The sequence below is a fragment of the Streptomyces sp. NPDC048473 genome, from assembly GCF_043200155.1.
Classification (GTDB): Bacteria; Actinomycetota; Actinomycetes; order Streptomycetales; family Streptomycetaceae; genus Streptomyces.
On the sequence record NZ_JBICXE010000006.1, the window covers coordinates 119,890 to 141,006 of the forward strand.

At 71.0% G+C, this 21,117-nt stretch carries 19 protein-coding genes; 10 read left to right on the forward strand and 9 right to left on the reverse strand.

Annotated features, from left to right (window positions below; all coding sequences use genetic code 11):
* Positions 1–3: 3 nt before the first annotated feature.
* Genes ppk2 through ACGFU7_RS12970 form a run of 4 tightly spaced genes read right to left on the reverse strand, consistent with a single transcriptional unit; the run spans position 4 to position 3,442 of the window.
* Positions 4–1,047: a polyphosphate kinase 2 gene (gene ppk2 / locus ACGFU7_RS12955; protein ID WP_393695099.1), complete on the reverse strand. Its 1,044-nt coding sequence runs from the start codon at positions 1,045–1,047 to the stop codon at positions 4–6.
* Positions 1,013–1,996: a DMT family transporter gene (locus ACGFU7_RS12960; RefSeq protein WP_393695101.1), complete on the reverse strand. Its 984-nt coding sequence runs from the start codon at positions 1,994–1,996 to the stop codon at positions 1,013–1,015. The genes ppk2 and ACGFU7_RS12960 overlap by 35 nt, the downstream gene beginning before the upstream one ends.
* A 33-nt stretch (positions 1,997–2,029) precedes the next feature.
* Complete coding sequence (locus ACGFU7_RS12965) at positions 2,030–2,752, reverse strand: ArsR/SmtB family transcription factor (RefSeq protein ID WP_393695102.1); 723 nt, start codon at positions 2,750–2,752, stop codon at positions 2,030–2,032.
* 15 nt (positions 2,753–2,767) lie between these two features.
* Complete coding sequence (locus ACGFU7_RS12970; protein WP_393695104.1) at positions 2,768–3,442, reverse strand: TetR/AcrR family transcriptional regulator; 675 nt, start codon at positions 3,440–3,442, stop codon at positions 2,768–2,770.
* A 66-nt stretch (positions 3,443–3,508) separates the two neighbouring features.
* Here ACGFU7_RS12970 and ACGFU7_RS12975 point away from each other — a divergent pair, with 66 nt between their 5' ends.
* From ACGFU7_RS12975 to ACGFU7_RS12985, 3 genes are all read left to right on the forward strand, one after another.
* Entirely contained in the window at positions 3,509–4,660 is a 1,152-nt protein-coding gene (locus ACGFU7_RS12975) for an acyl-CoA dehydrogenase family protein (RefSeq protein WP_393695106.1), read from the forward strand.
* 91 nt (positions 4,661–4,751) lie between these two features.
* Positions 4,752–5,042 carry a YiaA/YiaB family inner membrane protein gene (locus tag ACGFU7_RS12980; RefSeq protein WP_393695108.1) on the forward strand — a complete coding sequence of 97 codons (291 nt, stop codon included), beginning with the start codon at positions 4,752–4,754 and terminating at the stop codon, positions 5,040–5,042.
* Between the two features lie 82 nt (positions 5,043–5,124).
* Positions 5,125–5,748, forward strand: a complete 624-nt coding sequence (locus tag ACGFU7_RS12985) for a TetR/AcrR family transcriptional regulator (protein WP_393695110.1) — start codon at positions 5,125–5,127, stop codon at positions 5,746–5,748.
* 85 nt (positions 5,749–5,833) lie between these two features.
* Here ACGFU7_RS12985 and ACGFU7_RS12990 read toward each other — a convergent pair whose 3' ends face one another.
* Positions 5,834–6,295, reverse strand: a complete 462-nt coding sequence (locus tag ACGFU7_RS12990; RefSeq protein WP_393695112.1) for a MaoC family dehydratase — start codon at positions 6,293–6,295, stop codon at positions 5,834–5,836.
* A gap of 134 nt (positions 6,296–6,429) precedes the next feature.
* Here ACGFU7_RS12990 and soxR point away from each other — a divergent pair, with 134 nt between their 5' ends.
* Complete coding sequence (gene soxR, locus ACGFU7_RS12995; RefSeq protein ID WP_393695114.1) at positions 6,430–6,903, forward strand: redox-sensitive transcriptional activator SoxR; 474 nt, start codon at positions 6,430–6,432, stop codon at positions 6,901–6,903.
* A 54-nt stretch (positions 6,904–6,957) separates the two neighbouring features.
* Here the strand turns inward: soxR and ACGFU7_RS13000 are convergent, their stop codons facing one another.
* Positions 6,958–7,569, reverse strand: a complete 612-nt coding sequence (locus ACGFU7_RS13000) for a hypothetical protein (RefSeq protein WP_393695116.1) — start codon at positions 7,567–7,569, stop codon at positions 6,958–6,960.
* A 226-nt stretch (positions 7,570–7,795) separates the two neighbouring features.
* On the opposite strand from ACGFU7_RS13000, the gene ACGFU7_RS13005 reads away from it, so the two are divergent.
* Positions 7,796–10,624 carry a penicillin acylase family protein gene (locus ACGFU7_RS13005; protein ID WP_393695117.1) on the forward strand — a complete coding sequence of 943 codons (2,829 nt, stop codon included), beginning with the start codon at positions 7,796–7,798 and terminating at the stop codon, positions 10,622–10,624.
* Between the two features lie 81 nt (positions 10,625–10,705).
* On the opposite strand, the gene ACGFU7_RS13010 is transcribed toward ACGFU7_RS13005, so the two are convergent.
* Entirely contained in the window at positions 10,706–11,983 is a 1,278-nt protein-coding gene (locus ACGFU7_RS13010) for an exo-beta-N-acetylmuramidase NamZ domain-containing protein (protein WP_393695119.1), read from the reverse strand.
* A 185-nt stretch (positions 11,984–12,168) separates the two neighbouring features.
* Here ACGFU7_RS13010 and ACGFU7_RS13015 point away from each other — a divergent pair, with 185 nt between their 5' ends.
* The 3 genes from ACGFU7_RS13015 (at position 12,169) to ACGFU7_RS13025 (ending at position 15,253) form a co-directional block, all read left to right on the forward strand.
* The gene (locus ACGFU7_RS13015) at positions 12,169–12,933 is read left to right on the forward strand and encodes an SDR family oxidoreductase (RefSeq protein WP_393695120.1); all 765 of its coding nucleotides are present in this window, start codon (positions 12,169–12,171) and stop codon (positions 12,931–12,933) included.
* Positions 12,930–14,588, forward strand: a complete 1,659-nt coding sequence (locus ACGFU7_RS13020; RefSeq protein WP_393695122.1) for a class I adenylate-forming enzyme family protein — start codon at positions 12,930–12,932, stop codon at positions 14,586–14,588. The genes ACGFU7_RS13015 and ACGFU7_RS13020 overlap by 4 nt, the downstream gene beginning before the upstream one ends.
* A gap of 71 nt (positions 14,589–14,659) precedes the next feature.
* Positions 14,660–15,253: a TetR/AcrR family transcriptional regulator gene (locus ACGFU7_RS13025; RefSeq protein ID WP_393695124.1), complete on the forward strand. Its 594-nt coding sequence runs from the start codon at positions 14,660–14,662 to the stop codon at positions 15,251–15,253.
* Here ACGFU7_RS13025 and ACGFU7_RS13030 read toward each other — a convergent pair.
* Together ACGFU7_RS13030 and ACGFU7_RS13035 are read right to left on the reverse strand one after the other, a co-directional pair.
* Positions 15,250–15,750 carry a LysR substrate-binding domain-containing protein gene (locus tag ACGFU7_RS13030; protein ID WP_393695605.1) on the reverse strand — a complete coding sequence of 167 codons (501 nt, stop codon included), beginning with the start codon at positions 15,748–15,750 and terminating at the stop codon, positions 15,250–15,252. The two genes, ACGFU7_RS13025 and ACGFU7_RS13030, sit on opposite strands and share 4 nt — an antisense overlap.
* Entirely contained in the window at positions 15,636–16,142 is a 507-nt protein-coding gene (locus ACGFU7_RS13035) for a LysR family transcriptional regulator (RefSeq protein ID WP_393695126.1), read from the reverse strand. Before ACGFU7_RS13035 ends, ACGFU7_RS13030 begins: the two co-directional genes overlap by 115 nt.
* A gap of 74 nt (positions 16,143–16,216) precedes the next feature.
* Between ACGFU7_RS13035 and ACGFU7_RS13040 the strand changes: the two genes are divergently transcribed.
* Together ACGFU7_RS13040 and ACGFU7_RS13045 are read left to right on the forward strand one after the other, a co-directional pair.
* Positions 16,217–16,381 (forward strand): hypothetical protein, encoded by a 165-nt coding sequence (locus ACGFU7_RS13040; RefSeq protein WP_393695128.1) that lies wholly within the window; start codon positions 16,217–16,219, stop codon positions 16,379–16,381.
* 53 nt (positions 16,382–16,434) lie between these two features.
* A complete protein-coding gene (locus ACGFU7_RS13045) occupies positions 16,435–21,045 on the forward strand; it encodes a HEAT repeat domain-containing protein (protein WP_393695129.1) in 4,611 nt (1,536 codons plus the stop codon).
* The last annotated feature ends 72 nt before the right edge of the window (positions 21,046–21,117 follow it).

The following is a 21,117-nucleotide window of genomic DNA, read 5'->3' on the forward strand; positions in this document are numbered from 1 at the left end:
CCGTCACGCCGTCAGTCCGTTACGTCGTCGGCCGCCCTCCGCCCGCCCCGTGGCGAGCAGCCGGGCTTCCATCTCGCCCCGCTCGAAGAGCCGGGAGGCCGGGCCGACGATCAGCGGGTCCGGATCGCCGACCACGTCCGTGTTCTTGTCCGGGTAGTCGAAGCGGTGCAGCACATGCCGGATCGCCTCCAGCCGGGCCCGCTTCTTGTCGTTGCTCTTCACCACGGTCCAGGGCGCGTCCGCCGTGTCCGTGTGGAAGAGCATCAGCTCCTTGGCCTCCGTGTACGCGTCCCACTTGTCGATCGAGGCGAGGTCGACCGGGCTCAGCTTCCACTGCCGTACCGGATCGATCTGCCGGATCATGAACCGGTTGCGCTGCTCGTTGCGCGAGACCGAGAACCAGAACTTCACCAGGTGGATGCCGTCCCGGGCGAGCATCCGCTCGAATCCCGGTGCCTGGTGCATGAATTCAAGGTATTCGCGGCTGGTGCAGAACCCCATCACCCGCTCCACACCCGCACGGTTGTACCAGGACCGGTCGAACAGCACGATCTCCCCGGCGGCCGGCAGATGAGCCGAGTACCGCTGGAAGTACCACTGGGTGCGCTCGCGTTCGGTGGGCTTCTCCAGCGCCACCACCCGCGCACCACGGGGATTGAGGTGCTCGGTGAAGCGTTTGATCGTGCCGCCCTTGCCCGCGGCGTCGCGCCCCTCGAAGAGGATGACGAGGCGTTCGTCGCGTTCCTTCACCCAGTGCTGGAGCTTGAGCAGCTCGATCTGCAGGGCGCGCTTGGACTTCTCGTACGCCTTCCGGCCGAGCTTGTTGTCGTACGGATAGTCCTCGCGCCAGGCGTCCCGGGCCCGGCCCTCGGGCGTCACCAGGACAGGATCGTCGTCACCGCTGTCGGTTACGCCGAAGCCGTCGAGCCCGGAGCCGCCGTAGCGGGCCGCCTCGGTGAGGGCGTCCAGCACGGCTTCCCGGGCCCCGGCCGACTTCTTCTCCGTCTTCTTCTTACGGCCGCTCGGTTCCTTGGCGCTCCGCGTCATGTCGGCGTCCCTCCACCGGCTGTGCCGGATTCTTCCGCGTCAGGCCAGTCTGCGGAGGCATCCGGGAGACCGCCACCCCGGCCAGACAGAGCAGACCTCCGCCGACGGTGAGCAGCGCGGGCACCTCGTCCAGCAGCAGCCAGGACATCAGCACCACCAGCGCGGGCACCGCGTAGGTGGTGGCACCCATCCGCCCCGCGGTGGTCCTGGCGAGTGCGTAGGCCCAGGTGGTGAAGGCCAGCGCGGTCGGGAAGAGGCCCAGATAGACCACGTTCAGGGTGGCGGACAGGGGTGCGTCGGCGGCGTCGGAGATCAGCGCACCGGAGAACGGCAGACAGGCGACGGTGCCGACCAGGCAGCCGAACGTGGTGATCTGCAGTGCGGAGCCGTGCCGCAGCGCAGGCTTCTGGCCGACCACCCCTGCCGCGTACGCCACCGCGGCCAGCAGACAGAGCGCCACGCCGAGCACCGACGCGTCCCCGTGCCCCGACATCGAGAGTCCGACCACGGCGGCGCCCGCGAACGACACGGCCATGCCCGCGATCAGCCTGCCGGGCAGCCCCTCGCCGAGCATCCGGGCACCGAGCAGTGCGATCAGGAGGGGACCGATGTTCACCACCATCGCGGCCGTGCCCGCGTCGACCTGCTGCTCGCCCCAGTTGAGCACCACCATGTAGAGGCCGAACCAGAGCAGACCCGACCATATGATCCCGGGCCAGGCGGCCCGCGGCGGCAGCCCCTCGCGCCGCAGCACCAGCAGCGTGCCCAGCGCCAGGGAGCCCGCGAGCAGCCGGCCGAGAGCGAGCGCACCGGGTGAGTAGGCATCCCCGGCGCTGCGGATGGAGACAAAGGCGGAGGCCCACAGCAGCACGGTGGTGCAGGCCGCGGCAGGGGACCGCCAGTCACGATGTGCCGCGGGTGTCGCCGCAGGGGCGGGTGTCGTCGTCATGGACCCGACCGTAGGGCCGCGACTGTTCGGCACCTACCGAATTGTTTCCGGCTCGATGCCGAGGTGTTCGTGGAGCGCCACTTCTCCGTCCGGGGTCGCTCTCACCGCACGCCCGGACCCGATCCGTACGCACCACCCGGCATCCAGCGCATGCCGGCACAGTGCTGCTCCCGCGACCCCTGCCAGGTGCGGCCTGCGCTCCGTCCAGTCCAGACAGCTCCGTACGAGCGGACGCCGCGATTTCGACTCCAGACCGATGCCCAGTGCGCCGAACCAGCCGAGCCCGTCGTCGGTGAGCGCGAAGCCGGTGTCCTGTTTCAGCAGTCCCCGTACGGTCATGGCATCGGTGATCGCGATGCCGATCCGGCCAGCGAGATGGTCGTAACAGGTGCGGCCGCGAGCGAGTGCGCTGCCGGCGCTCGCCGCGCTCAGGGTGCGCGGCCGCTCGGGCGCGGTGTCGGGGACGGCCTGGGCCGCCAGGTCCTCGACGAGGTGCGCGGTCCGTTCGTCGGCGAGCCGCAGATAGCGGTGGCGGCCCTGCCGCTCCTCGGCCAGCAGCCCGCCCGCGACGAGCTTGCCGAGGTGTTCGCTGGCGGTGGACGGAGCCACCGAGGCGTATCGGGCCAGCTCGCCCGCGGTCCAGGCGCGGCCGTCGAGCAGGGCCAGACAGAAGGCCGCGCGGGTCTCGTCGGCGAGGAGCGTGGCCAGGGCGGCGAGCCGCGGTGCGGCCGGGTCGGGGTGTGCCGTGCGTGCCATGTTTTCCAGGATGCGTCAGGAACGTTTCGGTGCCGGCCGAACAGTCCCGGCGGGCGCCAGTTGCTCGTACTGGAGCCAGAGGCCGTCGACCAGGGCCCGCAGCCCGGTTTCGAACGCGCCCTCGTCGACCTTCTGTCGGCGGTCGGCCAGCAGATGGGCCTGGCCGAGGTGCGGATAGTCCGCGGGGTCGTACGCCGTCTCGTCGTCGACGAAACCGCGGGCGAACGAACCGAGGGCCGAGCCGGTGATGAAGTAGCGCATCAGGGCCCCGATGTACGTCGCCTGGGCGGGCGGCCAGCCGGCCCTGACCATCGCACCGAAGACCGCGTCGGCGACCCGCAGACCGGCCGGGCGGCGGCCCGGGCCCTGGGCGAGCACCGGGACGATGTGCGGGTGCTCGGTGAGCGCCGCCCGGTAGGAGACGGCCCAGTCGTGCAGGGCGGCGCGCCAGTCGCGGGCGTCCGACTCGTCGAACATCGACAGATCCACCTGGGCGGACACGGCGTCCGCGACCGCGTCCAGGATCTCGTCCTTGTTGCGGAAGTGGTTGTAGAGCGAGGGTCCGCTGACCCCGAGTTCGGCGGCGAGCCGGCGGGTGGAGACGGCGTCGAGCCCCTCGGAGTCCACGAGTGCGCTCGCCGTCTCGACGATGCGGTCTCTGCTGAGGAGGGGCTTGCGCGGTCGGGCCATGCGGCACATAGTAGGGCCTGCAAGCGAAAAACTAGCAGTGCTAATTAAAAGTGGGAGAACCGAAGGATGAACCTGGAGCTCAGCGAGGAGCAGGAAGCCGTCCGGCGGCTCGCCAAGGACTTCGTCGCCCGCGAGATCGCCCCGCATGTCGTGGAGTGGGACCGGGCCGAGAGTGTCGACAAGTCGATCGTGAAGAAGCTGGGCTCCCTCGGCTTCCTCGGACTCACCGTCCCGGAGGAGTACGGCGGCTCGGGTGGCGACCACCTCGCGTACTGCCTGGTCACCGAGGAGCTCGGCCGCGGCGACTCCTCGGTCCGCGGCATCGTCTCCGTATCCCTCGGTCTGGTCACCAAGACGATCGCGGCCTGGGGCGACGAGGCGCAGAAGCGGCACTGGCTGCCGAAGCTCACCGCCGGCGAGGCGATCGGCTGCTTCGGCCTGACCGAGCCCGGCACCGGCTCGGACGCCGGGAACCTGACGACGAAGGCCGTCCGGGACGGCGACTCGTATGTCATCAACGGCAGCAAGATGTTCATCACCAATGGCACCTGGGCCGATGTGGTGCTGCTCTTCGCCCGCACCAACGACACCCCGGGCCACAAGGGCATATCCGCCTTCCTGGTCCCCACTGACACCCCTGGCCTCAGCCGTCGCACCATCCACGGCAAGCTCGGCCTGCGCGGCCAGGCCACCGCCGAGGTGGTCCTGGAGGACGTTCGCGTGCCCGCCTCGACGCTCATGGGCCCGGAGGGCAAGGGCTTCTCCATCGCGATGTCCGCCCTGGCCAAGGGACGGATGTCGGTCGCGGCCGGCTGCGTCGGCATCGCGCAGGCCGCCCTCGACGCCGCCGTGGGTTACGCGGGCGAGCGTGAGCAGTTCGGCAAGTCCATCGCGAGCTATCAGCTCGTCCAGGAACTCATCAGCGACATCTCCGTGGACGTCGACGCCGCCCGGCTGCTGACCTGGCGGGTGGCCGACCTCATCGACCGCGGCGAGGACTTCGCCACCGCCGCCTCCAAGGCGAAGCTCTTCGCCTCCGAGGCCGCCGTCCGCGCCGCCAACAACGCCCTCCAGGTCTTCGGCGGCTACGGCTACATCGACGAGTACCCGGTCGGCAAGCTGCTGCGCGACGCCCGGGTGATGACGTTGTACGAGGGCACCAGTCAGATCCAGAAGCTCATCATCGGCCGCGCGCTGACGGGGGTCTCCGCCTTCTGACCGCTTCGTCGTCGCTCGAACGGGAGTCTGAGTACCGGACTGAGTACGGGGACGGATGTGGCGCACACCACCTCGGCCGATGCTGGGCGCCATGAGTGAGACAGCATCGGTCAAGCAGCAGAGCACCGCGGCCTTCTACGGCCAGGCCGTCGCGTCCTTCGGGGTGGCGATGGCCGCGATGACTCTCGGTATCTATTTTCTGGACGCCGACGCCTGGGTCCGCGGATTCCTCGCGATCGGCGTCCTCTACCTCGTCACCTCCTGCTTCACCCTGGCCAAGGTCATCCGTGACCGTCAGGAAGCGGGACAGATCGTCAGCCGGGTCGACCAGGCCCGGCTGGAGAAGATCCTCGCCGAGCACGACCCCTTCCAGAAGCACTGACGATCTCGCCCGGACGGACACTAAGCGCTTGCTCAGGTTCGGGGTATGGTGTTCGTCCTGCTGACGAGAGGGGCGAGTGACGATGAGCACGGCGGAGGAGACCGACGGCGACAGTGCGCCGTGGGCCGAGGTGACGCCCGAGGCGGCCAGGCGGCTCCTCGTCGCTGCCGTCGAAGCCTTCGCCGAGCGCGGGTACCACGCCACCACCACCCGCGACATCGCCGGCCGGGCGGGGATGAGCCCCGCCGCGCTCTACATCCACTACAAGACGAAGGAAGAGCTGCTCCACCGGATCAGCAGGATCGGTCACGACCGCGCCCTGTTCGTCCTGGAGGCCGCCGCCGACGGCGGGGGCACGGCCGCCGAGCGGCTGGCCGAGGCCGTACGGTCCTTCGTCCGCTGGCACGCCGAACGGCACACCACGGCCCGCGTGGTCCAGTACGAACTCGACGCCCTCGGTGAGGAGCACCGCACCGAGATCATCGAGCTGCGCCGCAAGAGCGACGCGGTGGTGCGCCGGATCATCAGTGACGGCGTGCAGGCCGGGGAGTTCGACGTCCCCGACATCCCGGGCACCACGCTCGCGGTGCTCTCGCTCTGCATCGATGTGGCGCGCTGGTTCAACGCGCAGGGCAGCCGGACGCCGGACGAGGTCGGCGAGCTGTACGCCGACCTCGTGCTGCGCATGGTCGCTGCCAAGCGGTAGCGGTAGCGGTGGCGGTGGCGGGCCGTGCCCGCCAGAAGCAGCCGCGCCGTAAGAAGTGACGGCGCCGTAGGAAGTAGTGGCGCCGTCAGAAGTAGTAGCGCGACACCGACTCGGCCACGCACACCGGCTTGTCGCCGCCCTCGCGCTCGACCGTGACGAGGGCGGTGACCTGCACGCCGCCCCCGGCCTCCTCGACGCTCTTCAGGGCGGCCGTCGCGCGCAGTCGCGAGCCCACGGGCACGGTCGACGGGAAGCGGACCTTGTTCGTCCCGTAGTTGATGCCCATCTTCATGCCCTCGACCCGCATGATCTGCGGTACGAGCGCGGGCAGCAGCGAGAGCGTGAGGTAGCCGTGCGCGATCGTCGTGCCGAACGGCCCGGCCGCGGCCCGCTCCGGGTCCACATGGATCCACTGGTGGTCACCGGTGGCCTCGGCGAAGAGGTCGATCCTCTTCTGCCCGATCTCCAGCCACTCGCTGTGACCCAGCTGCTCGCCCACCCCGTCGCGCAGCTCCTGCGCGGACGTGAAGATCCTCGGCTCTGCCATGTCCCTGGTCCCTGCCCTTCCAGCTCTCGGCCATCCGGCGTCGCGCTCCTGTCTAAGCGCTTGCTCAGCATGGTTGGCGGGTGCGTTCCTGTCAACGACGGACCGGCCGGGCGCGGACACGTAGGGTTGGAGGGGTGCCCCAGATCCCACAGACGCTCCATGAACTCACGGTCGGCCAGCTCTCCGCACGCAGCGGCGCCGCTGTTTCGGCCCTGCACTTCTACGAGGCCAAGGGCCTGATCAGCAGCCGCCGCACCAGCGGCAACCAACGTCGCTACACCAGGGACGCGCTGCGCAGGGTCGCGTTCGTCCGTGCGGCGCAGCGGGTCGGAATCCCGCTCGCCACCATCCGGGACGCCCTCGCCGAACTCCCGGAGGAGCGCACCCCGAACCGTGACGACTGGGCGCGGCTCTCCGCGGCATGGCGTTTTGAACTGGACGAGCGCATCGAGCAGTTGGGGCGGCTGCGGGACCATCTCACCGACTGCATCGGCTGCGGCTGTCTGTCGCTGGAGAACTGTGTGCTCTCCAATCCGAACGACATCTCCGGTCAGCGGATCAGCGGCTCGCGCCTGATGCCGGAGCGCCCGTCGGCCGACTGCCCGTAGGGGCGGGGCCCGCCCGCTCGGGCTGCCGGGCGGGCCGGACGCTCTCGCCGTCTGTCACGCCGCCGACGCCAGATCCCGGCGCCGTACACTCCGGGCCTTGGCCAGCGCCCCCGGTGTGAGCACCGGCTGCGGCACCACGATCCCGCACCCCGTGCAGACCGGCCCCGACCACGGCTCGCACTCCAGGTCGTGCCGCCAGGCGATTTCCGCGCCCTCGCACACCGGGCAGGACGCGCCCGGTTCCGACTCCAGCGCGGCGATCAGCCGGCCGAGAACCTCGGCGAGCGGCGCCGAGGGGTGAACCGCCGGGTCCTCGCAGCGGGCGACCCCGTGGCCGCCCCAGGTGCGCCGGTGCCAGTCGTCGAACGCGCCCGGCCTGCGCAGTCCGTCGTGCTTCTCCCGCCTGCGGCGCTCGGCGAACCCCGCCTCGTACCCGAGCCAGACGGCCCGCGCCGCCTCCAGCTCGTCCAGTGCGCGCATCAGCCGCACCGGATCGGGGGACCGGTCCTCGGGCTCGATCCCGTGCCGGGCGCACAGATGATCCCAGGTCGCCCGGTGCCCGTAAGGGGCGAACCTCTCCAGGCACTTGCGCAGCGAATACCGCCGCAGCGCCAGGTCGCTCCGCGGGTCGCGGACCTGTCTCGCAAGACTCCGGAATCCGGCCACTGCACTGCCACCTCCGTCGCTCGTACTTCGGCGTCAGGGAATGGACGTACGGCTGCCCGTTTCGGATCCATCGAATCAAGGTGACGTCCACCATGCGAGATGACTCATCGTCATGGGGGCGCGTGTGGCGGCATGTGACGATTCGGAAAAGGTGACAGTTGTTCACCTTACCGGCGAGTCATACCGCCGGTAACCTCCGGCGCATCGGCCTCTCGGAGGAGCACGCATGCCCCCACGCACCGTCAAGTTCAGAGCCGCCACCGTCGCGGCGGTTCTCGCACTCGGCACCACCCTGCTGGCGGCCTCGCCGCAGTCCGGCGCCGCGGCAGCGGAACCCGCACCCGTCACCGACTACTGCCAGGGGCAGTGCGACGACATCCTGCCGCCCGGCGAGAACGGCAACGCCACCCTCGTCGACATCCTCGGCAACAAGGCGTTCGGTACGCACCCCGCCCACAGCGACGACCAGCTCGACCGCTACAACGGCCTGGTGGCCGGGCACACCGGTCTCACCGACCAGAAGCTGACCGACTTCTTCAACGACGCCTCGTTCGGCGTCCCCGGGGACCAGGTCGAGTCCGTCACCGCGCCGCGCGACGACGTCACCATCACCCGTGACAAGACGTCCGGTGTCCCGCACATCAAGGGCACCACCCGTTACGGCACCGAGTTCGGCGCCGGATTCGCGGCCGGGCAGGACCGGCTCTGGCTGATGGACCTCTTCCGGCACATCGGACGCGGCGAACTGACCTCGTTCGCCGGTGGCGCGCTCGCCAACCAGGGCCTGGAGCAGCAGTTCTGGCCGCAGGCCCCGTACGCGGAGGCCGATCTCGAAGCGCAGGTCGAGTACATCAGGACCCATGAGGGCGCCCGCGGCGAACAGGCCATGACGGATGCCCAGGCGTATGTCGACGGCATCAACGCGTACCGCGAGAAGTCCAAGAACGGCCGCTACTTCCCCGGTGAGTACGTTCTCACCGGCAAGATCGACGCCATCACCAACATCGGGGAGATCCAGCCGTTCAAGCTGACCGACCTGATCTCGATCGCCTCCGTGGTGGGCGGTCAGTTCGGTGGCGGTGGCGGCGGGGAAGTGCAGGCGGCGCTCTCGCTGCTGTCCGCCCAGCAGAAGTACGGCGTCGCCGAAGGCACCAAGGTCTGGGAGTCGTTCCGGCAGCGCAACGACCCCGAGGCCGTGCTGACGATCCATGACGGCACGTCGTTCCCGTACGCCGGAAAGCCCGCCACCGCCCGCGGCACCGCACTGCCCGATGCCGGGTCCGTCACGGCCGAGCCCTTGATCTACGACCGCACCGGATCCGCGGGCACGGACAGGAAGGCCCCGGTCAAGGCCCCGGCCACGCTCAAGAAGGCCCAGGGCATCTATGACGACGGCGTCATCCCTGAGGGCTCGCTGCCCGGTTCCGGCTCCGGCGCCCAGAAGCGCGGCATGTCCAACGCCCTGCTGGTCTCCGGCAAGAACACCGAGAGCGGCAACCCGATCGCCGTCTTCGGACCCCAGACCGGCTACTTCGCCCCGCAGCTGATGATGCTCCAGGAGCTCCAGGGCCCCGGCATCAGCGCCCGAGGCGTCTCCTTCGCCGGTGTCGGCATGTACATCCAGATGGGCCGCGGCCAGGACTACGCCTGGAGCGCCACCTCGGCCGGCCAGGACATCACCGACACCTACGCCATCGACCTGTGCGAGCCCGACGGCTCCACGCCCACCAAGGACTCCACGCACTACCTCTACCGCGGCACCTGCACCGCCATGGAGACCCTGGAGCGCACCAACTCCTGGAAGCCGACCGTCGCCGACTCCACGGCGGAGGGCTCCTACCGGATGCAGGTCCGACGTACCGATTACGGCATCGTCACCCACCGCGCCACCGTGGGCGGCAAACCCGTCGCGTACACCTCGCTGCGCACCACCTACCGCCACGAGGCCGACTCGATCATCGGCTTCCAGATGCTCAACGACCCGGCGTACGTCAAGGACGCCGCCTCGTTCCAGCGGGCGGCGAGCAATATCGACTACGCGTTCAACTGGTTCTACGCCGACTCCCGCACCGCCGCGTACTACAACAGCGGAATGAACCCGGTGCGCGCGGCGGGCGTCGACCCGGCGCTGCCCGTGAAGGCCGCGCAGGCCTACGAGTGGAAGGGGTACGACCCGGCCGCCAACACCGCCGCGTACACCCCGTTCGCCGAGCACCCGCACTCCAGCGGCCAGGACTACTACGTCTCCTGGAACAACAAGCAGGCCGAGGGGTACGCCTCCGCGGGCTTCGGCCTCAGCGCCGTGCACCGGGCCGATCTGCTGGACGACCGGGTGGCGAAGCTGGTCGAGGAGGGCGGCGTGACCCGTGCGTCCCTCACCCGGGCCATGGCTCAGGCCGCGGTCACCGATCTGCGCGGCGAGCAGCTGCTGCCCGAACTGCTGAAGGTGATCCGCTCCCAGCCGGTCACCGATCCGGAACTGAACAGCGCCGTCCAGCAGTTGGAGTCCTGGCGGGCGGCCGGTTCGCAGCGCAAGGAGAGCAGCCCCGGATCGCACGCGTACACCTATGCCGATGCGGTACGGATCATGGACGCGTGGTGGCCGAAGCTGGTCGAGGCCGAGTTCAAGCCGGGTCTCGGCGACGGTCTGTACGGGGCGCTGACCGCGAACCTCGCCACGGACGAGTCCCCGGCGGCCAGCCACGGACCGAGCGGGGCGCACAGCGGTTCGGCGTTCCAGTACGGCTGGTGGGGCTTCGTGGACAAGGACCTGCGCCGGGTCCTGGGGCAGCCGGTCAAGGGGCCGCTGGCCAAGGCGTACTGCGGGAACGGCGATCTGGGCAGCTGCCGTGACGCGCTGCTGGCGTCCCTGAAGCGGGCTGCGGCGGAGCCGGCCGCGGAGGTCTACCCGGGGGACGACAGCTGCAAGGCCGGCGAGCAGTGGTGCACGGACTCGATCATCCACCGGCCGCTCGGTGGGATCGCCCAGAAGTCCATCCACTGGCAGAACCGCCCGACGTACCAGCAGGTGGTGGAGTTCCCCGCCCACCGGTAGGGCATTTCCAGCCCGTCCGGCGTTTGAGGACGGAACCGGTTCGCCGGGCGGGCCCGAGCCCTCGGACCCGCCCGGCCCGTCTCACCGGTACTGGAGGTACTTCTTCCGGACGGCCCGGAACGCGGCGAGATCCGCCGCCCACGCCCCCACCACCTCATCCGCGTCCGCCCCCGCATCGATCATCGTGCGGACCCGCGTGTTGCCGGTGAGCTTGTCGATCCAGTTGTCCGAGCGCCACGCGAACCCGCTCCACGTCCGCTTCGCCGTCACCAGCAGCGCGATCCCCGTGCGTACCGGATCGAACACCTCACGGTCCTGGACGTGCAGCTGCACCCCGCCGGCCGTCTTCCCCTGGAACTTGGAGAACGTCGGCGCGAAGTACGCCTCGCGGAACGCGACCCCCGGCAGATCGAGCGCGTTCGCGGCCGCCGCCCACCGGTGGTCGATGCCCTCCGCGCCCAGCAGTTCGAACGGACGGGTCGTGCCGCGCCCCTCGGAGAGGTTCGTGCCCTCGAACAGGCACGTCCCCGAGTAGACCAGCGCCGTGTCCGGAGTCGGCATATTGGGGCTCGGCGGCACCCACGGCAGCCCGGTCGCGTCGAAGAAGTCCGAGCGCTTCCACCCCGACATCTTCACGATGTCCAGCTCGACCGGCCGCTCAGCCAGGAACTCCGCGTTGAAGAGCAGCGCGAGCTCGGTGACCGTCATGCCGTGCGCCTGCGAGATCTCCCGGCGGCCGACGAAGGTCGAGAACGCAGGGTCGAGCACCGGCCCGAGCGCCGCCCGCCCGGTCACCGGGTTCGGCCGGTCCAGGACGACGAACCGCTTGCCTGCGAGCGCCGCCGCCTCCATGCAGTCGTACAGCGTCCAGATGTATGTGTAGAAACGGGCGCCCGCATCCTGGATGTCGAAGACGATCGTGTCCACGCCGGACGCGGTGAAGACATCGGCGAGCGGCTGCCCGCTCTTCAAGTACGTGTCGTAGACCGGGAGTCCGGTCGCCGGGTCGTCGTACCGTCCCTCCGAACCGCCCGCCTGCGCGGTGCCGCGAAAACCGTGCTCGGGTCCGAAGACGGCGATCAGGTTCACCCGCTCGTCCGGGTGCATCACATCGACGATGTGGCGTACGTCGGAGGTGATCCCGGTCGGATTGGTGACGACCCCGACCTTCTGGCCCTTCAGCAGTGCGTAGCCGTCCGCCGCCAGCCGGTCGAAGCCGGTACGGACCCGGCCGTGACCGTTGCCCCGCCCCTGGCCGGGCGCGGGGGCGGCGGTCGCGACCCCGGTACCGGCGGCCGTCGCCGCGAGGGCTCCCACCGCACCGCCGGCTGCCAGCAAACCACGTCTGGACAGGCTCATTCAGCTACCTCCATGATCGCGACGTCTGTCATGGTCACGCACGCTAGCGCGCGTTCAGGCCATACGGAATGAGCCGGACGCGACGGTTGTGACAGGAGTGTCGCCCGAGTGGTGTCAACCCCTTCCACTACGACATACCGACTGGTTAGTCTGCTGGGGCAGTCGGCTGAGAGAGGCGGGACCCGATGAGTACGGTGCAGGGCGCGGGCGTAGTGATCACAGGGGCCGGAGGCGGCATCGGAGCCGCTCTGGCCCGCCGGTTCGCCGCGGAAGGCGCGCGGGTCGTGGTCAACGACCTCGACGAGGCCAGGATCAAGCCGCTGGCCGAGGAGATCGGCGGCACCGCCGTAGCCGGTGACGCCTCGCAGATCGTGGACGCCGCCCGCGACGCGCTGGACGGCACCGTCGACGTCTACTGCGCCAACGCGGGCCTCGCCTCGCCCGGCGACGTCTTCGCCGACGAGGACGTCTGGGCCGCCGCCTGGGACGTCAATGTGATGGCCCACGTCCGCGCGGCCAGGGCGCTGCTGCCGGACTGGCTGGAGCGCGGCAGCGGCCGCTTCGTCTCGACCGCCTCCGCCGCCGGACTGCTGACGATGATCGGCGCCGCGCCGTACAGCGTCACCAAGCACGGCGTCGTCGCCTTCGCCGAATGGCTCTCGCTGACCTACCGGCACCGCGGCATCAAGGTCCACGCGATCTGCCCGCAGGGCGTGCGTACGGACATGCTCACCGCCGCCGGATCGGCGGGTGAGCTCGTCCTCGCCCCCAGCGCCATCGAGCCCGAGGCGGTCGCCGACGCGCTCTTCGACGCCATGGCCGAGGACCGTTTCCTCGTACTGCCGCACCCCGAGGTCGCCGGTTACTACCGGGCCCGCACCAAGGACACCGACCACTGGCTCGGCAATATGAACCACCTCCAGCAGAAGTGGGAGGAGACCGGCGCATGACCGAGTCCATCTACGCAGCCAAGCCGTGGATCTCCCTGCTCAGCGAGGCCCAGCGGGCCCCCATCAGCCCGGCCGAGACCCTGGTCCACGCCTTCCGTGCCTCCGTCGCCCGCAGCCCCGGGCATCCCGCGCTCGCCTACTTCGACGGACGCCTGAGCTACCGCGAGACCGACGCGCTCTCCGACTCGGTGGCCGGCCACCTCGCCGCCAAGGGCCTCGGGCGCGGCGACCGCGTCGCGATCATGCTGCAGAACACCCCGCAGTTCGTGCTCGCACTGCTCGGCGCCTGGAAGGCCGGTGCCACCGTCGTCCCGCTCAACCCGATGTACAAGTCCGGGGAGGTCGGCCACGTACTGAAGGACGCCGAGGTCACCGCGCTGATCTGCGCGGACCGGGCCTGGGAGGCGTATCTGCGGGACACCGCGGCCGACGCCCCGACCGTACGGATCGCGCTCACCACCTGTGAGCTCGACCTCCAGACGCAGAACGACGCGCGCGTACTCGGCTTCGAGCGGCTGCCCGTGCCCGAGGATGCCGACGACCTGGTCGCCGTGGCCCGGCAGGGCCTGGGGGCCCCCGAGGGGCGCGAACTCACCTCCGCCGACGTGGCGTTGATCAGCTACACCTCCGGGACCAGCGGCACCCCCAAGGGTGCCATGAACTCCCACGGCAACATCATGGTCAACGCCGAGCGCCAGCGCTCCGGGCACCCCATTGCCGAGGGCTCCTCCTACTTCGCGCTCGCCCCGCTCTTCCACATCACCGGCATGGTGTGCCAGCTGGCCGCCTGTCTCACCAACGCGGGCACCCTCGTCCTTGCGTACCGCTTCCACCCGGGCGTCGTCCTCGAAGCCTTCGCCGAACACCGCCCCGCCTACACCGTGGGCCCGTCGACCGCCTTCATGGCACTGGCCGCCGACCCCGGCGTCACCCCCGAGCACTTCTCCTCCTTCCAGGTGATCTCCTCCGGCGGCGCACCGCTGCCGCCCGCGCTCGTCGAGAAGTTCCGGGCGGGCTTCGGCCCGTACATCCGCAACGGCTACGGCCTCACCGAGTGCACGGCCCCCTGCGCCTCCGTACCGCCGGAGCGCGAGGCCCCCGTCGACCCGGTCTCCGGAACCCTCTCCGTCGGCGTCCCCGGCCCCGACACGGTGGTCAGGATCCTCGACGAGAACGGCGACGAGGTGCCCTTCGGTGAGCAGGGCGAGATCGCGGTCCGCGGGCCGCAGGTCGTCTCCGGCTACTGGCGGCTGCCCGAGGCCACCGCCACCGCCTTCCCCGACGGCGAGCTGCGCACCGGCGACATCGGCTTCATGGACAGCGAAGGCTGGCTCTACGTCGTCGACCGCAAGAAGGACATGATCAACGCCTCCGGCTTCAAGGTCTGGCCGCGCGAGGTGGAGGACGTCCTCTACACCCACCCGGCGGTCCGGGAGGCGGCCGTCGTCGGTGTCCCCGACGCCTACCGCGGCGAGACCGTCCGTGCCTACGTCAGCCTGCGGCCGGGTACCACGGTCGAACCCGAGGAACTGGGTGCGTACTGCAAGGAACGGCTTGCCGCGTACAAGTACCCGCGCGAGGTCGAGATCCTGACGGAACTCCCGAAGACGGCGAGTGGGAAGATCCTCAGGCGGGAACTGCGTTCCCCCCGATAGACCGTTTCACGCACGGCGCGGATTCACGCACGGCGCGGATTCACGCACAGCTCGGAAGAAAGGTGGCGGCAATGGCCAAGGCGACGGACGGGGACACGGTCCCCGTCCCTCAGCGGCTGCTGGCCGCCGCCACCCGGCTCTTCGCAGAGCAGGGGTACGACCGCACCTCGGTCCAGGAGATCGTCGAGGCGGCGGGCGTCACCAAGGGCGCGCTCTACCACTACTTCGGCTCCAAGGAGGACCTCCTCCAGGAGGTCTACGCCCGGGTGCTCCGGCTCCAGCAGGAGCGCCTCGACGCCTTCGCCGGTGCCGATGCCCCGGTCGAAAAGCGGCTGCGCGACGCCGCCGCGGACGTGGTCGTCACGACCATCGAGAACCTCGACGACGCCTCGATCTTCTTCCGGTCCATGCACCACCTCAGCCCGGAGAAGAACAAGCAGGTACGGGTGGAGCGGCGCCGCTACCACGAGCGCTTCCGGGCCCTGGTGGAAGAGGGCCAGCAGAGCGGAGTGTTCTCCACGGCCACCCCGGCGGACCTGATCGTCGACTACCACTTCGGCTCGGTCCACCATCTGTCCACCTGGTACCGGCCCGACGGCCCGCTCAGCCAGCAGGAGGTCGCCGACCACCTGGCCGACCTGCTGCTGCGCGCCCTGCGTCCCTAGTCCCCGGCCGCCTGGGGAGCGCCGCCGGTCAGCCGGTCGAGGAGCGCCACCGCCGCCGGGTTGCGGGGGCGGGGCGCCCGCCCCGCGAGGACCACCGTCCGGCCGGGCTCCGGCCGGCGGATGCTCACACATGGCAGCCCCGCCTCCTCACCGATCCGCCGCGGCACGACAGCCACGCCGATCCCGGGCCGTACGAGATCGACGAGCAGCCGGATCCGGGTGACGTCGCAGGTGATCCGGCGCGCCGGCCCGCAGTGCGCGGCCGGCCTGCGCACCGCGGTCTCCGGACCGGTGCCCGCGTGGAAGTCCACGAACGGCTCGTCGGCGAGATCCCTGATAAGGGTGCGCCCGGCCGTCGCCGGCCGATGGCCCGGCGCGGTGATCAGCACCAGGTCCTCGTGCCAGGTCGCGAACCCGGCCATGCCGTCGTGGAGTTCGGCGGCGTCCGGCGCGAGAAAGGCGAGATCCAGCTCACCGGCCCGTACTCCCGCGACCAGTTCCGGCGTCGTCGCTTCGCGGAGCGAGATCTGCACCCCGGCCGGAGCCGGTGGTACGAGGCCGGCTCGGCCGCCAGATCCACGCAGGTCAGCGTCTGGATGGTGCCGATACGGACCCGGCCGGTCACCAGCCCCGACACGGCAGCCACCGCGTCCCGCGCGGCCTGGGTCCCGGCGAGCACCGATCTGGCCGACGGCAGCAGCGCGCGGCCCGCCTCGGTGAGGATCACACGTCGGCCGGTCCGGTCGAACAGCTCGGCACCCAGCTCCCGTTCGAGGTTGCGTACGGAGGTGCTCAGCGCGGACTGCACGATCAGCCCGGCACGGGCGGCGGCGGTGAAACTGCCGTGTGTGATCACCGCCATGAAGTGGCGGAGTCGGCGTATCTCCATCCATCAACGGTATCGATCGCAGCGGGCTGAACCATCTGTTGGGCCGGCGGCCGGTACGGGTCGAAGCTGGATGTATGACTCACATCCAGCCATCCACGCACATCCCCGTACTCTGGGCCGCGGCATACGGCCCGCGCCACACACCGGCCGTCCGCCTCGTCGCCCGGTGCCTGCTGCGTATGAGGGCCTTCGCCCGCGACCTGGCGCTGGCGGACCATGTGCCGTTCGGCGGCTATTGACGGGGGCGAATTTCCGTTGGTGGAGCCGGGAGAGCCCCGGTTAGCATCCGACGGTGAACACGCCGGCCGATGAACAGTTCCACGATGCCGTACGCCGGGCCGACGCCGGACGGCTGTCCGGGCTCCTGGACGCGCAGGACTGCCCACCGGCAGTCCTCGGACGTCTGATCCGGCACGAGGACCCCGCCCTGCGTCATCTGGGGCTGGTCCTGCTCACCGAGCGAGTGACAGCGGGCCGCACGTCCGACGACACGGAGACGGCCGAACTCGCCGGGCTGCTGCCCGTATCACTGATGGGGCCGCCGGAGGCGGATCTGCTCCTTGCGGGACTCTACGAGCGACTCGGCCCGCATCTGCGGGGCCGCCCCCGCCCGTCATGGCGCACGGCCGGGCTGCCGGTAAGGGTGAGGATCGCGTGGCTGCGCACCGAACTCCTCGACGAGCCGGCGGTGATCCGTGACGAAGCCCCGGGTGAACTCCTCTACCAGGCCGTACGGGAGACGAGCATCACCGGTGCGCACCGGCCGGCGCGACTTGTGGACGAACTGGCGGACAGCGGCGACCCCGTGCTGCAGGCCGAGGCGCTGCGGCTCGCCCGGCAGGGGCTGCACGCCGGACTGCTCGCTCCCGCGCTGGTCCGCGAGGACCTGACCGGCCTGCTCGGCGCCGACAGCGACCGGGTCGTCGCCGACGCGCTGGCTGAACTCACCGAGCCGTGGGCGGCGATGGAGCCGCTGCCGCCCGGGCGGCTCTCTGCGTTTCTCGCCGCCGATTCGGTGCGGACGAGGCCCGCGGTGGCGGATGCGGCACTCGGGGCCGCCGCCCGTCACGGCCACAAGGACCTGCTGCGGCAGGTCATCGACGATCCGCATCTTCCGCCGGGCCTTCGCCGACAGGGGATGGAACTGCTCGGCGATCTGGCGGACCGCGACGACATCGGTGAACTCACGGCCGTCGCCGCGCGCGATCCGCTGCTGTTCGGCGGGCCGGCGGTGACCTGCCTGCGCGGTCTGCACCGACGCGGGCACTTCGCGGACGGTCCGGACGTCCCGGCCGTCATCGGCCTGGCCCTGGCCGATCACTCGATTCCGCCCCGCGAGGTCGCGACGATCCTGTTCACCTGCCGGAAGGAGATGTTCCGGGTGCTGGTGGATGCGGCCGCCGACGATCCGGGCCGGCCGCGACGGCTCGCCCTGCTGGTGGCCCTGGCCGGGCAGGGAGCGGGCGAGCTGCCGATCGGGGACGCGATCACGCGCGTACTTCCTTCGGCTCCCGCCCCCGGTCCGTTCCTCGACGCGATCCGTGAGCTGCGCCATGCGGATGCCGAGGACGCCGTGATCGCTCTGCTGCCCTCGGCGCCCGCCGCGGCCCTGGACGCTCTGGAGGCCATCGGCGGGCAGCGGACGGTACTGGCCCTGCGAGAAGGGCTGGGCCTGACCGGGGATGCGATCGCGCCTCACCTGTACGCGGTACGGAACCGCGCCCTCGAACTGCTGTGGCAGTTGACCCGCGATCCTGCGCACCGGCGCGCCCTCCTCGCACGGCTCGATCCCGTCGACCTGCCGCAGCGCATCGCAGCGGATCTCGGTGGCCCGGACGAGCGGGAACTCGCCCTGCTGAGTTCCCATCTGGACCCGGACGAGCCGGTGGCTGCGCTGTGCCGTCTCGCGGCCCACGGCAATGCCGGCACACTGCCGGTCATCGCCGACCTGCTGCTGCGCATCGTGGCCGAGCAGGCGGCGTTGCAGGAGTGGGAACACGGACAGCCGGGCGGTGAGCCCGTGGTGCCCCGCGAGGTCCTGGACGCCGTGCACGCCCTGGGCCGTCGGCTCCACGAGCGGGGCGCGATCCGGCCGGTCTGCCTGCTCGACACAGCAGATGCGCAAGAGGCAGGCCACGCACTCGTCGCGACCATGGCACTGGATCTGCTGGACCGGCCCGGGCTGTCCGACCGTGAGCAGGCGATCCTGCTCGAACTGCTGCTCCGGGCCCCCTGGGCGGGCACCCGCGCCCGGGTGCACCGGCTGCTGCGCCACCGCGACCGGCACGTACGCAAACACGTCATCGCCCTGCTCGCCCGCGACGCCACGGGCGAGGACGCGCAGGCGCTGTCGGCGACCCTGATCGCGCTGACCACCGCCCGGGACATCCAGACCGTCCGGCAGGCCCTGCTCGCCCTGGGCCACGCACAGGCTCACTGGGCGTGCACCGCGATCGCCGCATGTCTCGACCATCCGAATATGAACATCAAGAAGACCGCCGCCGAGGCGCTGGTCCGCGCGGGCACACCGGCGGCGCTGCCGAAGCTGCTCTTTTGGCTCGGGCACCACGGCAACCCCGGACTGCGCGGCACGCTCGTCGAGGCCCTGCGCGCCGTCCTCGGCGACGCCTACGCGGCGACACTTCTCACCGCCGCCGAGCACAGCCGGGACGGCCGTACCCGCGAACTGCTGCTGGAGGGCCTCGACGGCGCCCTGACGGCGCGCTCGGTCCTGGCCCTGGACGACCAGGCGTCACCCGTAGCGGCCACCCTGCTCGCCCTGGTGGCGGACGGCCGGGTCGGCCTGGCCTCCGGGGACGTGAAGGATCTGGCCATACCGTCGGCCAGGCATGGCATCACCACATCGGCTGTCGCACAGCGGTCATCGGTGGACGGTGCGGCGGACCGTGACGTCAGGTCGTTGGCCGCCGGGGGCTGGAATCCCGCTGTCGCGCTGCGCGTCGCCGAGAGCGATGAGCAGCTTCACCCCGACCGGCTGACCGAGCTGCGACCGATGCTCGCCGACTGGCTCCGCCTGGCCGGCTCCCGGCCCGCGGTCCGGGACAGGGTGTTGCGGGTTGCGCTGCGCATCTGCCCCGCGCCCTGGGCGGCCGGTGAGCTGACGGCGTTCGCCCGGTCCACCCGGGTCCTGCTCGACGCGCTCGTCGATGCCCGGAACGAGGACCGGCACGACCTGATCGCGGTGCTCGAAGCGGTCGCGCCGATGCTGACGGCTGCCGCTGAACCGTCCGTCGCCGCCGCGGTACGGGCGCTGCGTCCCGCACCCGCGACGCCGAGCCGGTCCACGCTGACGCTGCTGCGCCGCCTCGGCGCGGTGCTGGTCCGCGCCGACCTCGACCAGGCACTCGCGGTCGCCCGGCTCGGCGCCGACCCCTGGAAGGCCGGGACCGCCGTGCTGAGGGAGGCGTTCGCAGCCCCGGAGCCCGCCGCGGCACCCCTACCCGCCGAGACCCGGGCATGGCGGGCCGCGCTGGACGACGCGGTGCGCGCACCGGGCACGCTGGAGGAGTTCCGCCGCCAGGACGACGGCACGGTCGGCTCGCGGGAGCGGCTGACCGCACTGATCGAGATCCACCACGGCGCGGACCCCGAGGTCCGGGCCGCCCTGCTGGACTGGATGACGCTTCTTCAGCCCCTTGACGTGTCGCCCTGGACCATCACCGAGACCGCCCAGGCCCCGATGCCGCTGCCCCGGCACGTACACATCGACGACCTCGACCAGCCCCGTTCGACGGCCCTGCGGGAGCGCCTGCTCGACATGCTGGGGTCAACTCATGCAGAGCGCAGGGAGACCGCCGCCCTGGCCCTGGCCAAGTGGCCCGAGCCCGAGGCCCGGCTGCCGGTGCTTCGCGCGTACCTCCGCGGGCACATCGACATACCCATCGGCGTGGACCTGGCCCGCGCACTGGGCACCCTCGACGAGAGGGAACTGCGGGGCGGCGACATCCTGCACGACAGGGCGGCTCGCGCGGCCTCGAAGCTCTCCCCGCGGTCACTGGAACCGCTGGTGCCGCTGCTTCTGGAGTGGTGGGAGCACGCCCCGCCCGCCGCCGGACCGGCAGTCGGCAACGCGTTGCGCAACTACCCCGCCGACGCGCTCGCCAGGGTCCTGGGCGACCGCCTCGCCGCCGGGGCCTGGGGCTTCCTCGACCTGCTCCTCGACCGCCGACTCCTGCGCACCCCCGCGCTGACGCACACGTGCCGGCGGCTGCGCGCCGAGGGACGCGACGATCTCGCGGACCGGCTCCTTCTCGTCGAGGGTCCGCTGCGCGGCCCGGACGCGGCACAGCAGGACGCGGCAGCGCTGGCGGCGCTCCGTGACCGCAGCCCGGCCGCGCCCGGCGGAGCTTCGCACCGCCCGTCCCGGCAGGAACTGCTGGACCTGGCCCGGACCGGCACCCCGGAACAGATATGCCGGGCGCTCACAGAACTGGCCGAGGCCCACTCCGGCCCGGACACGGATCAGGACCCCGGGCTGCGCGGCCTGATCGGTGAGTTGCTGAACCATGCCCGGGCCAAGGTCCGCCTGCGCGCCCACCGGACCTCACGGACGATGCTGGACCGGCGCACCTATCTGAGCCACACCATGCTCCTGCTGGACGACCCCCGGCCGGACGTGACGCGTGCGGCGATCCGCACGCTCTGCCACGCCGGCTGGGAGCCCGCGATCCCCGCCATGACGGGACTGCTCGCGCACCCGCATCCCGTCGTGCGCAGGACGGCGGCCGTGGGGCTCATCGAGATGGGCGAGGCGGCGATCCCCACCCTCCGCCAAGCCGCCGCCCACGCCCGCCCCGACAAGCGCTCCCTCTACACGTCCGTACTCGACCGAATCAGAAAATCAAGCCCGTCCGGCAACAATCCAGGCCCGTCCGGCGCTTGAGGTCAAGCGGTCACGAAGAGCCCGGCGCCGAAATCAAGCCCGTCCGGCGATTGAGGGCAAAACGGCAACCGG

Excerpts from the sequence above, each read along its gene's own strand:
- ppk2 (WP_393695099.1), bottom strand. The coding sequence starts at position 1,047 with ATGACGCGGAGCGCCAAGGAACCGAGCGGCCGTAAGAAGAAGACGGAG.
- ACGFU7_RS12960 (WP_393695101.1), bottom strand. The coding sequence starts at position 1,996 with ATGACGACGACACCCGCCCCTGCGGCGACACCCGCGGCACATCGTGAC.
- ACGFU7_RS12965 (WP_393695102.1), bottom strand. The coding sequence starts at position 2,752 with ATGGCACGCACGGCACACCCCGACCCGGCCGCACCGCGGCTCGCCGCC.
- ACGFU7_RS12970 (WP_393695104.1), bottom strand. The coding sequence starts at position 3,442 with ATGGCCCGACCGCGCAAGCCCCTCCTCAGCAGAGACCGCATCGTCGAG.
- ACGFU7_RS12975 (WP_393695106.1), top strand. The coding sequence starts at position 3,509 with ATGAACCTGGAGCTCAGCGAGGAGCAGGAAGCCGTCCGGCGGCTCGCC.
- ACGFU7_RS12980 (WP_393695108.1), top strand. The coding sequence starts at position 4,752 with ATGAGTGAGACAGCATCGGTCAAGCAGCAGAGCACCGCGGCCTTCTAC.
- ACGFU7_RS12985 (WP_393695110.1), top strand. The coding sequence starts at position 5,125 with ATGAGCACGGCGGAGGAGACCGACGGCGACAGTGCGCCGTGGGCCGAG.
- ACGFU7_RS12990 (WP_393695112.1), bottom strand. The coding sequence starts at position 6,295 with ATGGCAGAGCCGAGGATCTTCACGTCCGCGCAGGAGCTGCGCGACGGG.
- ACGFU7_RS13005 (WP_393695117.1), top strand. The coding sequence starts at position 7,796 with ATGCCCCCACGCACCGTCAAGTTCAGAGCCGCCACCGTCGCGGCGGTT.
- ACGFU7_RS13010 (WP_393695119.1), bottom strand. The coding sequence starts at position 11,983 with ATGAGCCTGTCCAGACGTGGTTTGCTGGCAGCCGGCGGTGCGGTGGGA.
- ACGFU7_RS13015 (WP_393695120.1), top strand. The coding sequence starts at position 12,169 with ATGAGTACGGTGCAGGGCGCGGGCGTAGTGATCACAGGGGCCGGAGGC.
- ACGFU7_RS13020 (WP_393695122.1), top strand. The coding sequence starts at position 12,930 with ATGACCGAGTCCATCTACGCAGCCAAGCCGTGGATCTCCCTGCTCAGC.
- ACGFU7_RS13025 (WP_393695124.1), top strand. The coding sequence starts at position 14,660 with ATGGCCAAGGCGACGGACGGGGACACGGTCCCCGTCCCTCAGCGGCTG.
- ACGFU7_RS13035 (WP_393695126.1), bottom strand. The coding sequence starts at position 16,142 with ATGGAGATACGCCGACTCCGCCACTTCATGGCGGTGATCACACACGGC.
- ACGFU7_RS13040 (WP_393695128.1), top strand. The coding sequence starts at position 16,217 with ATGACTCACATCCAGCCATCCACGCACATCCCCGTACTCTGGGCCGCG.